Genomic DNA, 14,015 nt, shown 5'->3' on the forward strand with positions numbered 1-14,015 from the left:
CCAGTCCACAGGTTTTCGCGATCAAGGATGTCCCGACATCTGGTGCGGTGGCCGGAAATCATCCCGTGACGGCTGCACCGCCGAGGTACGTGGCGATCACGATGGGGTCTGCCAGAACGTCATTGGGCGGCCCGACCGCGACGACCCGGCCGGCGTCCAGCGCCACGATGCGGTCGCAGGTGCGGCGCAGCAGGCCGACGTCGTGCTCGACGATCACCAGCGCGCTGTTGGTAGCCTCCCGGATCCGGTGCAGCAGCGGGCCCATCAATTCGGCCTCCGCCCGGGCCAGGCCGGCTGCGGGCTCGTCGAGCAGCAGGACGTCGGGGGCCTGGGCGAGCAGGCAGCCGAACTCGACCAGGCGCCGGGACCCGGTGGACAGCTGAGCGGTGAACCGGTCGCGGAAGACCTGCAGGCCGAGCATCCCGATCACGTTCTCGACGCGCTCGGCGATGTCGGCCTCGGACACCAGTGAGGCGGGCAGGCGCAGTGCCGCAGCGACCGGTTCGCGCGAGGTGACCCAACGCTCGCAGGACACGGCGATCGTCTCGGTCACGGTGAGCCCGGGGAACAGCTTCGCGTCCTGGAACGATCGCCCGAGCCCGAGATGGGCCCGGGCGTGCGGGGCCAACCCGGTGACGTCGCGGCCGGCCAGCACGACCCGGCCGGCGTCCGGCACGACGAACCCGGACAGGGCGTCGAGGATCGTGGTCTTCCCGGCCCCGTTCGGGCCCATCAGGCCGACGATCTCGCCTGCCGCCACCTCCAGGTCGACGCCGTCGATCGCGGCCACGCCGCCGAAGCTCTTCCGCAGCCCGTGGCACGAGATCGCCGGGCCGGCGGGGATGGCCGACGCGTCGCGGCCGGCCGCCCACACCCGGTCGATTGCCCCGGCGGTGTCCGCCGCGTCGTCCTCGCCGAGCGCGGCGGAGAGGAACACCGAGCGGACCAGGTCGCCGCGGGAGACGATCTCGGCTGCCGGGCCGCTGAAGCGCACCTCGCCCTTCTCCAGGAACATCGCGCGGTCGCCGATCCGCAGCGCCAGTTCGGCGGACTGCTCGACCAGCACGATGCCCAGTCCGGTGTCGCGCAGATGGCCGACGACGTCGAGCAGCTCGGCCACGATCGCCGGGGCCAGGCCGAGGGACAGTTCGTCGATGAGCAGCACCCGGGTGCCGGGTCGGCCGTCGTGGTCGGGCGGTCCTTGCACCAGGGCCTGGGCCAACGCGAGCATCTGCTGCTGGCCGCCGGACAGCAACCCGGCCCGTTCGTCGAGCCGGCCGCGCAATGCCGGGAACAACGAGATCGTGCGCTCGATCGCTCGCGTGCAGTGGGCGCGGTCGGCGCGGCCGACCCACGTCGCCATCCGCAGGTTCTCCCCGACGCTCAGGTCGGGGAAGATTCCACGCCCGCCAGGCATGTAGGCCAGCCCGGCCCGGGCCATCCGCATCGGATCGGCGCCGGTGACATCGCGCCCGTCGAGGCTGACCCGACCCCGGCGCGGCGGCGTCAGCCCGGAGATCGCGCGCAGCAACGTGGACTTGCCCGCCCCGTTGGTGCCGAGCACGGCCAGCACCTCACCGGCGGCCAGCGTCAGGTCGACGCCGTGCAACACATGGTTCCGGCCGTAGCTGACCTCCAAGCCCGCGCACTCGAGCAAGGACGTTCGCGCTGTGCTCATTGATGAGCTCGCAGGTCCGCGGTGGGCTCGGTGTCGTCGGTGGCCGCATGCAGGCGGCCCGGTCGGCCCAGCGCGGCGAGGTCGACCTCGGTCGCGCCGGTCTGCCCGCCCGGGCCGGACAGCGTGATGCCACGGGCCCGTGCGACTGCCCGGAAAGCTGCCATGCGGCCTGCGTTGAGGACCCGCGCCAATCCGCCGGGCAGTACCAGCAGGACCGCGAGCACTCCGGTACCGGTGACCACCAGTTGCAGGCCGCCGGACAGCCAGTACTGCGCCGAACGCAGGAACGCCGCCCCGGCCAGGGCGCCGGGCATCGACGTGGCACCGCCGAGCACGACCATCGAGAACGCCTCGAAGGCCATGTTCGGGGTGAAGCTGCCGGCCCGGACGCCGTCCAACGCGATCACGTCGATCCCGCCGGCCAGCCCCGCCAGTGCACCGCTGACCGCGAAGCTGACCAGCTTGATCCGGGTCGGGGACAGGCCGCGGGCCGCGGCGGCCCGTTCGTTGTCGCGCACGGCGACCATCGCCCGCCCGGCCCGCGAACGCCGGATACCGGAGGAGAGCACCAGCGCCAGCGCCAGCACCGCCAATGCGAACCAGTACAAGGTTCGCTCGGAGTACAGGTCGAAACGTTCGATGACCAGCGGTCGGTCGACGGTCGTGGGCACCAACGCCGGGAAGTTCGCCGGGTTGAGCAGGAACGTGGACAGCGGTACCGCGAAGGCCAGCGTGGTCACGCCGAGGAACAGGCCGCGGATCCGCAGCGCGGGCAGTCCGACGGCCAACGCGGTGACCGCCCCGGTCGCGGCGCCGGCCAGCATCGCCAGGATCAGGTCGGCCCCGGCCTTGACGACCAGATCGCCGGTGACCACCGCGCCCAGCCCGGCGATCGCGAACTGCCCGAGGCTGATCTGCCCGGCCCACCCGGTGAGCACCACCAGCGAGACCGCGACCAGCCCGTAGATGATGCTGACGGTCCCGATCAGCGAGGTCTGACTGGGCGTCAGAAACAGCGGGAGCACGATCACGGCGGTGGCGAGCAGGGCCAGCACGACCCGGCGACCCCAGACGATCTCCGGCAGGCGGGCGAGCTCCCACGGCACCGGCGGGGTCTCCTCGGCCCCGGTCCAGCCGCCGGTGTTCACATCCGCGATCCGCGTCAGCCGTTGGCGTTGGGCGAGCAGGGCGAGCAGGACAACGACGAACAGGCCGACGTCGACGTAGCTGGACCGGGACGTGTTCCAGAACACGGCCTGCTGGAAGATCCCGATGCCCACCCCGGCGAAAACCGCTGTGGGCAGACTCTCCATCCGCGCGATCACGGCCGCGGCCAACGCGGGCAGCAGCAGCGTCGGGCCGGACTCCAGATCGCCGCCCTGTCCGACCAGCGGCGAGGCCAGGATCGCGGCCAGGCCGGACAGCAAGCCGGCCAACGCCCACACCAGCATCGACAACCGGCGGACGGGGATGCCCAGCAGCATCGCCCGCTCGGCGTTGGACGCGGTCGCGCGGATCCCGACGCCGAGTGCGGTGGCTCGCAGGAACAGCGCGAACACTCCGAGCACTACCGGGATCACCAGCAGCACCATCAGGTGCGCCCCGCTGAACCGCAGCCCGCCGAACTCGAAGTCCAGATGCAGCGGGGTCCGGAAGCCGCCCTGCAGGCCCGCCGCCAGCCCGGTCTCGCCGCCCAGCAGTCGCGGAACCCCCAACTGTGCGCCGGAGAGGACCTGGGCCAACCCGATCGTGGCGACGGTCAGGATCAGTCGCGGCGCCCAGAACAGCCGCTGCACGACCAGTCGGTCGCAGATTGCGCCGACCGCCGCGGCGGCGGCGACGCCGGTGAGTACCGCGGCGTAGTAGTTCCAGTGCTTGGTCGTGAACAGTTGCACCGACAGTGTCGCGGCCGCCGACCCCAGTGAGGCCTGGGCGAAGTTCACGACCCGCGAGGACCGGTAGACCAGCACCAGGCCCAGCGCCGAACATCCGGTCAGCGAGCCGAGCACGGTGCCCTGCAGCACCACGCCCATCGGCAGTCCGGACGGCAGCGTCGCGTTGAGCACCGTCCACAGGACGGGCAGTCCGGCCACCGCCAAGAGCGCGTTGCGCAGGTGCGGGCGGCCGAGCACGGCGCGGCCCGCGGCCCGGCGGTCCGAGTGCTCGCGCAACGTCTCAGGCAGCGCGCAGGCGGTCGACCACGGCGAGGATCAGCAGGAGCAGCAGGCCGATGCCGACCGCGGTGGCGGCCCATGCCCGGTTGGAGCTGTGCGGTACCGGGAACGCCACGGTCCGGGTGCCGACCGGGGTCGCAGGGGCGCTCGGCTCGGCCGTGCCGACGGTGCCGGGTGCGGCGACGCCGGCCGGGCCGACGGCCACCGCCGGGTTGCCGACGGGCGGCACCGGCGAGGGCAGGCCGGGGTTCGTGCCCGGGGGAGCCGCGGGTACCGCGCCCGCGCTGTCGTCGGCCTGCTGGAGTACCTCCTGGACGCTGACGCCGCCCAGTTCGAGTCGACCGCCGCTGCGGCCGCCGGAGGCGCCGACCAAGGCGTTTGCGACGATCTGGGCTGCGGCCGCGTCCGGATAGGCCGCGATGATCTGCTTCACCAGCGCCTGGATCACCGGCGCGGCGGCCGCGCCTGCCTGCCCGGAGGGGCCGACCAGCGACTGCGGGTTGCGGAACTGGATCGTGAGCGGGCCGATGTCGCCCTGGGCGGCGCCGGTGGTCGCCACCGGCGCCGTCAAAGACAGTCCGGTCGGGTCCAGCAGCTTGTTCGCGGCGTCGACGGCCGCTGCCATCTGCTCGGCGCTCCCGACCGGCAGCGACTGTCCGGCGACGGTCAACGAGCCGACGGAGAACGTCGGGACGCCTGCCTTGCCGGCAACTTCGGTGGCCGACCACCGCAGGCCGGAGAGCACCACGGCGCCGCCGCCCAGCTCGATCTGACTGATCGTCACAGTTCCGGTGGACGTGCCGCCGCGGACGGTTGAGAGGCTCGACCCGCCGACGATCGACAGCACCCCCGGCAGGTTCAGACTCGGGCCGGTTGCCGAACCCTCCGCGGCCAACGGCTGCGGGGTGGCCGTGGCGGACTGGTGCGCGTCGCTGAACGGGGAGTTCGCCGGCGGCGCGGGAGCACCCGGCGGGTCGAACGGGTTGCCCTCCGCATGCTGGGTGCGCTGGCTGTCGGCGCTGATCGGTTCGGGCAGCGCCAGCTTCGGCGCCTTGCTCGATGAATCGTCCGCATTGGCGTTCGCTATGGCACCGATCAGCCCGAAGTCCGCGACACCCGCCGACGCCTGCGCCGTGCCGCCGGAGACCTGCGCGGTGGTGGTGCCCAGGCTGGTGTCGACGCCGGGAAGCCCCAGGTAGGGAACGAGTTTCGCGAACACGGCCTGGGCGTGGCCGTCGCTGGTGGGAGTAGCCGCGTCGGCCCGGGCGACACCTGACGCGACGACCGGTACGGCCGTCACGCCCAGGGCCGCGAGCAGCGCGAGCCGCCCGCCGGTCCTGTTAACCGGGCCGATCACGGCCCCCCGCCGGGCGTGTCTGCCACGCCGGCCGCTGCCGATGCCCCGGCTCACCGAGACCCCGACTCAGCTGTGTGCCCGCGTCCTACGGGAGGGGTCGAAGGGCGTGGACACGCCCAGGAGATGCGAATACGCAGGGCGGTCATGGCGCGGCCGGCGGCGGGATGGGCGCGGGCGGCGCCTTGGTGGGCCAGTTGCTCCGGTATCGCCGGTCGCCGTCCGGGGCGACGTAGCGGCCGGGTTGGTTGTCGAACGAGCTGATCGCCTTCCGGTCCCAGTAGATCTCCCGGGCGTCGTCGACCGCGGTGAAGTCGTTGGGACCCCAGCTCCAATGGCCGAGCGGACCGTTCGCGCCGGGGTAGTGGAACATGCCCTGCTCGAAGGTCGTCGGAGTCAGGTCCGGCCCGGCCATCTGCAGGCCGATGAACAGCATCAGCATCGAGTAGTACTCGAGGTCGCGGGTGGGGGTCGGCTCGTCGTTGGGCCGGATCGACTTGTAGGCCCGGTAGGACTCCGAGGCCATGCCCTGCTTGATGTCGGAGATGAAGCTCTGTCCGTAGGCGAACTGCCACTGGTCCTGGTCGTAGAACTGCCCGGCGGCGTCGGCGTCGGTGAGCACGGTGCCGGTCAGGAACCACTCCGGCCAGTAATCCTGCTGGGTCGCCGAGCCGGAGAGGAAGAACGGCAGCACCGGGTCGGTAACCATGATCACGGTGGTGACACCGGCGTTCTTCAACTGCGCCGCGATGTTCGGCGCCTCCTGCTGCATCGTGGAGAAGTCCAGCGAGTACCGGATCTCCTTGAAGCTGATGCCGGCTGCGGCGAACTTCGGCCGCGCCTCGTTGAGGCACTGCGCGTAGACGGCGTCGTCCGGGACCACCAGGCCGAACTTGCGCGGCTGGGTGCGCAGCTTCGCACTGCCCGCGCGAACCGCGTCCTGGTTGGCCGGGAACCGCTTGGCGAGCAGGTCGGCGGCCGAGGCCAGCAACGTCGTGCAGTCGATCAGCTGGCCCCAGGCGTACGGGGCGCGGGCCTTGTAGTAGCTGATCGGCATGTGCAGGCCGCCGAACGCGACGACCTTCTGGCGGACCAGTGCGTCGAGGTAGGGCTGGCTGACCGCGGACAGGTCGGCGAACGCCTTGATCTCCTGGCCGACCTTCAACGCGTCGGCGTTCGCGGCCTCCTGGCCGCTGCCGCTGAGCTCGGAGAACGAGTCGCCGCGGCCCTTGTACCCGACGATCCTGACCTTGCGGCCGTAGAGCTGGAAGTGGCTGTTGAAGTACGCCAGCAGCGCGTCGCGGGTGCGCTGCTGGGCCTCCGGGGAGGACACCAGGCCCTTCTTCTCCGCCGTCTTCTCCAGCTCGCTGTTCTTGCTGATCGGCAGGCCGATGTCGCGGTAGGCCACGGTGATCGTGTCCTTGGTGACCCCGCGGGTGGTGGCGCCGCCGTTGTCGAGCCCGGGGAAGTCCAGGCACGGCGGGGAGTACGCGGAGTTGCCGTCCTGCTTGGCGCCGCCGGAGCAGTTGTTGCCGAGGGTCACCCCGGCGGGCAGATAGCCCAGTGCCGGTGCCCCGGCGGCCTGGGGAATGTTTGGACCCGCGGCCGTGCCACGCTGCGCGGCCGCGGTGCTCGAGGCCGACCCCTTGCCTGCCGAGGTCGCGGTTCCGCCGGAACGGGTGGCGGTGCCGGCGCGCGCGGGCGCGGCCGGCTCATTTGCGGACCCGGTCGCGACGTCGGGCGCGTTTCCGACGCCGGACAGCTGAGTGGTGGTGTCGGCCGTGGTACGCGGCTTGCTGGGCACGATGATCGTGATCAGCAGCAGCACAACCAGCAGGGCGGCCAGCGGACCGTAGCCGCGCAGGATCAGTCGATCCGCGCCACGCCGCCGCACCGGGTCCGAAGCCAAGCTGTCGCTCCCCATTGGAGGGTCCTCACTCGTGAGGGTATGCGACGGTCCGGCCCTCGGTTACCGACTTGGGCGGATTGCCCGAATCAACATTCGGTACGGGACCGACTCAGGGAACCGGGCAGGCCGTGATCAGGATCGCGGGCGGCGGCGGGGCCGGGGGATTGATCAGGCAGACCTCGATCAGGCCGCCCCCCAGCAGGCCTCCCAGCGCACCGCGCGGCGGGGTGGGCTGGTTGCTGCCGGGTGCGGCTGACGCGGCCGAGGCGCTCGGGGCGCCCGGGGCGCCGAGGAGAGCGAAGGACACCGCTACAGCCGTCGCCACGAACGACTTGCAGACCTTGCCGGCCATCTCGGCGCCTCTCCGTGGACCACTGGATTCAGGAAATGATCCGATGTGTCGGCCGGTGTCCGTCAAGATCAACTGAGCCGTCAGGGTGGGTCCGGAGGGTGAATTCCGACGGCGCGGCAAGACGGTCGTCGGAGGCTTGCGGAGTCAATCGAATTGGGCTGATCGGGCGGCCCGGAATTGTTCGGTCGGCCGCCGCGGGTTCCGTCCCACCGGAATCCGGCGGGACGGAACCGACTCCGGAGTTCACACCGGGGTTGCTCGCTACGGTCAGTGCAACAGTGCGGTCAGTGCAACGGTGCGGTCAGTGCAACAGAGCGTCGAGGTCGAGCGAGCCACCCGGGCCGGTCATCTTCTCGATGCCCGCACCGATGGTGTTGGTGGTCGCGCAGACCTCGGAGAGGCCGTCCATCAGGTGCAGCTTGACCAGCAGGTCCTTCAGCGTCGCCGCGCTGCCGATCTTGAAGGGCAGGATCGGCGCGCCGGCGCAGACCTGCGCGATGTCCTCCTTGAGGTCCATCGCGGGAATGGTCATGCCGGGATTGTTGGCCGAACCGGTCTGGGTGACCTGCGACTGCGGGTCGACGGCCTGCGGCGTCGACGCGGAGTTCTCGGCCGGGGCGGGCTGGGTCGGAGCGGTGGGAGCGGGCGGCGCCGGCGGCGCGTCCGAGGTCACGGCCTGGTGGGCGATCGGGGAGATGGTGGCGGCCATGGCAGGCATCTGTCCCCCGACGAATGCAAGCGGCAACACAACGGTCAACGCCTGCAACGACTTCCTGAATTTGACCGACATCGGAACACCTTTCGCGGTCTGGCTTGGGCGAGATCGTTGCGATCAAACGGTTATCCGAAAGCAACGTCAAGGAAGGTTGGTCCGTACGGGAGGCGAGCGTTCGCAGGACACGAAATGCCGTTGAGATGTCACCGGACGCCGGGTGACTTATGGCATTTTCCGGCCTCCCAATAGGATCTTCCCGGCGCGATCGGTGTGACGTCGAACGAAATGGACATCGTCGGTGACGGGAGTCGGAGGACATCGGGTGAGCGACGTCGGGTTGTGCATGATCGTCAAGGACGAGTCGCACGTGATCGCCCGGTGTCTGGAGTCGGTGCGGCCGTGGATCTCGTACTGGACGATCGTCGACACCGGATCCACCGACGGCACGCAGGACCTCGTGCGCAGCCTGCTCGACGGGATCCCGGGGCAGCTGCTCGAGGAGCCCTGGGTCGATTTCGGGCACAACCGATCGATCGCGTTGGCGGCCGCTCGACCGCACACGGCATACACGTTGATGATCGATGCCGATGAGACCTTCGCGGCGCCGGCGGGTTGGACCTGGCCGGCATTGACCACCGATTCGGTGCAGCTTCGGCATCGCACCGGGTCGACGGTCTACTGGCGCAAGACGGTGTTCGCCAATCGTCTGCAGTGGGGCTACGTGGGAGTTCTTCATGAATATCCCGAGGCGCCCGGCGAGGATTCGTCCACCAAGCTCGTCGAACCCGAGGTCGACGGTTTCTACGACGGCGGCCGCAGCGTCGGCCTGTCGACGGTCCAGAAGTACGCCCGCGACGCCCGCGTGCTGGCCGAGGCGGTGGAGAAGGAGCCCGACAACCACCGGTACCAGTACTACCTGGCCCGGAGCTACCGCGACAGCGAGCAGCCCGAGTTGGCCGAGGCGGCTTACCGGCGCCGGGCAGAGATGGACGGCGGGTTTGCCGAGGAGATCGCCGACTCGTTGCTGGAGGTCGCCCGTTACGTCCAGAAGCGAGAGGCGCCCTTCGACGAGGTGGTCACCGCGTACTTGACCGCCTGGGAGTCGCGGCCCAGCCGGGCCGAGCCGCTCGCCGGGCTGGCCCGGTTCTGCCGGGAGCAGCAGCGGTGGGCGTTGGGGCGGATGTTCGCCGCCCACGCGATCTCGATCCCGCGGCCGGACGACCTGCTCTGGATCGACGAGGAGGTCTACGACTGGCGCCGGCTCGACGAGTTCGCCGTGTGCTCCTCATGGACCGGGCACTGGGAGGAGAGCGCCGCGGCCTGCCGGATGCTGCTGGACGGCGGCCTGCTCCCGGAGAGCGAGACCGATCGGGTGCGGGCCAACCTGGACCTCGCCGAGCAGCACAGCGGGCCCGCCGCCCAGGCGCCGGGGGCCTCGGCGGCACCGGCCCGCCGCCCGCCCGCCAAACGCCGCAAGAAGCGATGAGCCGCGCCCCGACACCTAATGAACTTGCAGAACCAGGTATATTCATTCTATCGGAGGGAAGGAGGTCGACGTGGGCATGCGGGTGGCGGTCGCCGGGGCCAGCGGGTACGCGGGCGGCGAGCTGTTGCGGCTGCTCGCCGGGCACCCGGAGCTCGATGTCGTGGTGATGCAGGCCGACAGCCGCGCCGGGGAGTCGGTGGCCGCGGTGCACCCCAATCTGGCCGGGACCTTCGACGCGGTTCTGACCTCGGCCGACCCGGCCGAGCTGGCCGGGGCCGACGTGGTCTTCCTGGCGCTGCCGCACGGGGCCTCGGCCGCGATCGTCGGCGAGCTGGGGCCGGAGCAGCTCGTGGTCGACCTCGGCGCGGACTTCCGGCTGGCCGACGCGGCGGCCTGGGAGAAGTACTACAAGCTGCCGCACGCCGGGACGTGGACCTACGGGCTGCCGGAGCTGCCCAGCGCGCGACCGGCGATCGCGGCCTCCCGTCGCATCGCCAACCCGGGTTGCTACCCGACCGCCGTCAGCCTGGCACTCGCGCCGCTGCTGGCCGCCGGTCTGGTCGAGGCCGAGGACGTCGTCGTGGTTGCCGCCTCGGGGACCACCGGGGCCGGGCGCAAGGCGACCGTGGGCCTGCTCGGCTCCGAGGTGATGGGCGACGTCGCCGCCTACAAGATCGGCGGGGTGCACCAGCACACGCCGGAGATCGTGCAGAACCTGTCCGCCGCGGCCGGCCGGTCGGTACCCGTCAGCTTCACGCCGCTGCTGGCCCCGATGCCCCGCGGCATCCTGGCCACCTGCACTGCGCGGTTGCGCTCGGACGTGGACACCGCCGCCCTGCGCGACTGTCTCGGCGCGGCATACGCGGGCGAGCAGTTCGTGCACCTGCTGACGGAGGGTCAGTTGCCGCACACGGCTGCGACGTTCGGCAGCAACGCGGTGCACCTGGCCGCCGCAGCGGACTCCGTGTCCGGGCGGGCTGTGGTGATCTCGGCGATCGACAACCTCGGCAAGGGCGCGGCCGGCCAGGCGATGCAGAACGCCAACATCGCCCTGGGTCTGCCCGAAGGCCTGGGGCTGAGTGCGATCGGGGTGGGGCCTTGAGTGTGACCGCGGCCGCCGGTTTCCGCGCCTCCGGGGTGGTGGCCGGCCTGAAGTCCAGCGGCAAGCCGGACGTGGCCCTGGTGGTCAACGACGGGCCGGCGTTCGCGGCCGCCGCGGTGTTCACGTCGAACCGGGTGCAGGCTGCACCGGTCGTCTGGACCCGGCAGGTCGTCGGCGACGGCCGAGTGGACGCCGTGATCCTCAACTCCGGTGGCGCGAACGCGTGCACCGGGCCGGAGGGATTCGCCGACACGCACCGCACAGCCGAGCACGTGGCCGAGGTACTCGGCGTCTCGGCGGGCGACGTGGCGGTCTGTTCGACCGGTCTGATCGGGGAGCGACTGCCGATGCCGGCGTTGCTCGGTGGCGTGGACGCGGCCGCAGCGGCCCTGGCCGCCGAGGGCGGCCGGTCGGCGGCCCTGGCCATCATGACGACGGACTCGGTGCCCAAGCAGGCGACGGTCTCCGGTTCCGGCTATGTGATCGGCGGGATGGCCAAGGGCGCCGGGATGCTCGCACCCGGGCTGGCCACGATGCTGGTCGTCATCACCACCGACGCCGACGTGCCCGCAGGTGAACTCGACACCGCACTGCGGGCGGCGACCCGGGTCAGCTTCGACCGCTTGGACTCCGACGGGTGCATGTCGACCAACGACACCGTCTTGCTGCTGGCCTCCGGGGCCTCCGGCGTCCGTCCGGACACGGCGGAGTTCGCCGGGGTGCTGCGCACTGTGTGCCTGGACCTGGCGTTGCAGTTGTTGCGCGATGCCGAGGGGTCCTCGCACGACATCGCGATCGAGGTGGTCAACGCGGCCTCCGAGGACGAGGCCGTCGAGGTCGGCCGCTCGGTGGCCCGCAGCAACCTGTTCAAGGCAGCGGTGTTCGGCAACGACCCGAACTGGGGCCGGATCCTGGCCGCCGTGGGCACGACCGCGGCCGCCTTCGACCCGGTCGACCTCGACGTGTCGTTCAACGACGTCATGGTCTGCCGCAACGGTGGGCTGGGGGAGTCCCGCGACAAGGTGGATCTGACCCCTCGTCAGGTCGAGGTGCGGATCGACCTGAAGGCCGGCGCCGCGCAGGCAACCGTGTGGGCGAACGACCTGACCCATGACTACGTCCACGAGAATTCGGCGTACTCGACGTGAGCGGGGGCAATTCATGAGTCGCGACCGCGCGTCAGCGCAGGCGAAGGCCATGGTGCTGGTCGATGCGCTGCCGTGGCTGGCGCGGTTCCACGGCCGTACGGTCGTGGTCAAGTTCGGCGGCAACGCAATGACCGACGACGCGTTGATGGAAGCTTTCGCCCAGGACCTGGTGTTCCTGCGGTACGCCGGGATCCGCCTGGTGATCGTGCACGGCGGCGGTCCGCAGATCACAGCCGCGCTGGACCGGATGGGCGTGCACACGGAGTTCAAGGCGGGGTTGCGAGTCACCACCCCGGAGGCCATGGACGTGGTTCGCATGGTCCTGGTCGGACAGGTGCAACGCGAGATCGTCGGTCGCCTGAACGCCCACGGTCCGTTCGCCGTCGGCCTGTCCGGTGAGGACGCCAGGCTGTTCACCGCCACGAGGTTGGCGGCGATGGTCGACGGCGAGGCTGTCGACATCGGACTGGTCGGCGAGGTGACCAAGGTCGATCCTGGTGTGGTCGAGGGTCTGCTGGCCGATGGGCGCATTCCGGTGGTGTCGTCGGTGGCCCGCGGGGAGGACGGCGAGATCTACAATGTGAACGCCGACACCGCGGCTGCCGCGTTGGCGATCGCCTTGCGGGCCGAGAAGCTGATCATGCTCACCGACGTCGCGGGTCTGTACGCCAGCTGGCCCGCCGACGACGAGGTCATCAGCAAACTGACGGTCGATCAGTTGACGGACATGCTGCCCGGCCTGTCCTCCGGGATGATCCCGAAGATGGAGGCCTGCGTGGCCGCCGTCCGCGGCGGCGTCCGCTCGGCCCACGTGCTCGACGGGCGCATGCCGCATTCGGTCCTGCTCGAACTGGTCACCGACGAGGGAATCGGAACGATGGTGCTACCGGCATGACACGCACGCAGGAACTCCAGGCCCGCTGGGACGCGGCGCTGATGCCGAACTACGGCACCCCACCGGTCGCGCTCTCGCACGGCCGCGGCGCCGAGATCTGGGACGTCGAGGGCAAGCGCTACCTCGATCTGCTCGCCGGGATCGCGGTGTCCGGGCTGGGCCACGGGCACCAAGCCATCCTCTCGGCCGTCTCCCGCCAGGTCGCCGTGCTGGCTCACACGTCCAACCTGTACCTGCACGAACCCGGGGTGCGACTTGCCGAGAAGTTGCTGGAACTGCTGGGCACCGACGGCCGGGTGTTCCTGTGCAACAGCGGGACCGAGGCCAACGAAGCGGCGTTCAAGATCGTGCGCCGCCGACACCCGGAGCGGACGAAGATCGTCGCGGCCGAGAACGGGTTCCACGGTCGGTCGATGGGGTCGCTCTCGTTGACCGGGAAGCCGACGATCCGCAAGCCGTTCGAGCCCTATGGCGCCACGGTCACCTTCGTGCCGTACGGCGACGCGTCCGCACTGCGGGGCGCCGTCGACGCGGACACCGCGGCGGTGTTCCTCGAGCCGGCCCTCGGCGAGGGCGGGGTGATCTTCCCACCGGCCGACTACTTGGCCACGGCGCGGGAACTGTGCGACGCCACCGGCGCGGTCTTCGTGCTCGACGAGATCCAGAGCGGGATCGGGCGCACCGGGCACTGGTTCGCCCACCAGCGGGTCGGCGTCCGACCGGACGTGCTGACCCTTGCCAAGGGCCTGGGTGGTGGGCTGCCGATCGGCGCCTGCATCGGGCTCGGAGAGTTCGGGCACACGTTCCAGCGTGGCGACCACGGCACCACGTTCGGCGGCAACCCGGTCTCCTGCGCGGCCGCACTGGCCGTGATCGACACGATCGCCGCCGAGGGACTGCTCGAGAACGTGCTCAAGGTCGGCTCGGCGCTGACCGTCGGCCTCGGCGACGTCGAGCACGAATTGCTCAACTCCGTGTCCGGGGCCGGGTTGTGGCTGCGACTCGAACTCGCCCGCGAGGCTTCCGAGGCGGTCGAGGCCGCCGCCCGCTCCGCCGGGTTCCTGGTCAATGCGGTACAGCCCAACGCGATCCGGCTGGCTCCGCCGCTGGTGCTGACCGCGGAACAGGCACAGGAGTTTGTGGACGCGCTGCCGGGCATCCTGAATGTCGCCGGAGCCGCGTCGTGAGCGACTGTGACGAGC

11 protein-coding genes are annotated in these 14,015 nt (G+C 70.9%); 5 read left to right on the top strand and 6 right to left on the bottom strand.

What is annotated here, in order from left to right; genetic code table 11:
• Positions 1-58: 58 nt before the first annotated feature.
• From VHU88_03390 to VHU88_03415, 6 genes are all read right to left on the bottom strand, one after another.
• Complete coding sequence (locus tag VHU88_03390; GenBank protein HEX3610708.1) at positions 59-1,678, bottom strand: ATP-binding cassette domain-containing protein; 1,620 nt, start codon at positions 1,676-1,678, stop codon at positions 59-61.
• Positions 1,675-3,849, bottom strand: coding sequence for an ABC transporter permease (locus VHU88_03395; protein HEX3610709.1), 2,175 nt, complete (start codon positions 3,847-3,849; stop codon positions 1,675-1,677). Before VHU88_03395 ends, VHU88_03390 begins: the two co-directional genes overlap by 4 nt.
• Positions 3,850-3,853: 4 nt before the next feature.
• A complete protein-coding gene (locus VHU88_03400) occupies positions 3,854-5,209 on the bottom strand; it encodes a hypothetical protein (GenBank protein HEX3610710.1) in 1,356 nt (451 codons plus the stop codon).
• Positions 5,210-5,351: 142 nt separating this feature from the next.
• A complete protein-coding gene (locus tag VHU88_03405) occupies positions 5,352-7,130 on the bottom strand; it encodes a hypothetical protein (GenBank protein HEX3610711.1) in 1,779 nt (592 codons plus the stop codon).
• A gap of 94 nt (positions 7,131-7,224) precedes the next feature.
• A complete protein-coding gene (locus tag VHU88_03410) occupies positions 7,225-7,467 on the bottom strand; it encodes a hypothetical protein (protein HEX3610712.1) in 243 nt (80 codons plus the stop codon).
• A gap of 301 nt (positions 7,468-7,768) precedes the next feature.
• Positions 7,769-8,257, bottom strand: a complete 489-nt coding sequence (locus tag VHU88_03415; GenBank protein HEX3610713.1) for a hypothetical protein — start codon at positions 8,255-8,257, stop codon at positions 7,769-7,771.
• A 247-nt stretch (positions 8,258-8,504) separates the two neighbouring features.
• On the opposite strand from VHU88_03415, the gene VHU88_03420 reads away from it, so the two are divergent.
• From VHU88_03420 to VHU88_03440, 5 genes are all read left to right on the top strand, one after another.
• Positions 8,505-9,668: a glycosyltransferase gene (locus VHU88_03420; protein ID HEX3610714.1), complete on the top strand. Its 1,164-nt coding sequence runs from the start codon at positions 8,505-8,507 to the stop codon at positions 9,666-9,668.
• A gap of 76 nt (positions 9,669-9,744) precedes the next feature.
• Entirely contained in the window at positions 9,745-10,770 is a 1,026-nt protein-coding gene (gene argC / locus VHU88_03425) for an N-acetyl-gamma-glutamyl-phosphate reductase (protein HEX3610715.1), read from the top strand.
• A 2-nt stretch (positions 10,771-10,772) separates the two neighbouring features.
• Complete coding sequence (argJ, locus tag VHU88_03430) at positions 10,773-11,918, top strand: bifunctional glutamate N-acetyltransferase/amino-acid acetyltransferase ArgJ (GenBank protein HEX3610716.1); 1,146 nt, start codon at positions 10,773-10,775, stop codon at positions 11,916-11,918.
• 13 nt (positions 11,919-11,931) lie between these two features.
• Positions 11,932-12,813, top strand: coding sequence for an acetylglutamate kinase (gene argB, locus VHU88_03435; GenBank protein HEX3610717.1), 882 nt, complete (start codon positions 11,932-11,934; stop codon positions 12,811-12,813).
• The gene (locus VHU88_03440) at positions 12,810-14,000 is read left to right on the top strand and encodes an acetylornithine transaminase (GenBank protein ID HEX3610718.1); all 1,191 of its coding nucleotides are present in this window, start codon (positions 12,810-12,812) and stop codon (positions 13,998-14,000) included. Before argB ends, VHU88_03440 begins: the two co-directional genes overlap by 4 nt.
• The last annotated feature ends 15 nt before the right edge of the window (positions 14,001-14,015 follow it).

This window comes from Sporichthyaceae bacterium, from assembly GCA_036269075.1.
GTDB lineage: Bacteria > Actinomycetota > Actinomycetes > Sporichthyales > Sporichthyaceae > DASQPJ01.

Bases quoted from the DNA above. Each gene is read 5' to 3' on its own strand.
- VHU88_03390 (HEX3610708.1), bottom strand. From the start codon at position 1,678: ATGAGCACAGCGCGAACGTCCTTGCTCGAGTGCGCGGGCTTGGAGGTC.
- VHU88_03405 (HEX3610711.1), bottom strand. From the start codon at position 7,130: ATGGGGAGCGACAGCTTGGCTTCGGACCCGGTGCGGCGGCGTGGCGCG.
- VHU88_03410 (HEX3610712.1), bottom strand. From the start codon at position 7,467: ATGGCCGGCAAGGTCTGCAAGTCGTTCGTGGCGACGGCTGTAGCGGTG.
- VHU88_03415 (HEX3610713.1), bottom strand. From the start codon at position 8,257: ATGTCGGTCAAATTCAGGAAGTCGTTGCAGGCGTTGACCGTTGTGTTG.
- argC (HEX3610715.1), top strand. From the start codon at position 9,745: ATGCGGGTGGCGGTCGCCGGGGCCAGCGGGTACGCGGGCGGCGAGCTG.
- argB (HEX3610717.1), top strand. From the start codon at position 11,932: ATGAGTCGCGACCGCGCGTCAGCGCAGGCGAAGGCCATGGTGCTGGTC.
- VHU88_03440 (HEX3610718.1), top strand. From the start codon at position 12,810: ATGACACGCACGCAGGAACTCCAGGCCCGCTGGGACGCGGCGCTGATG.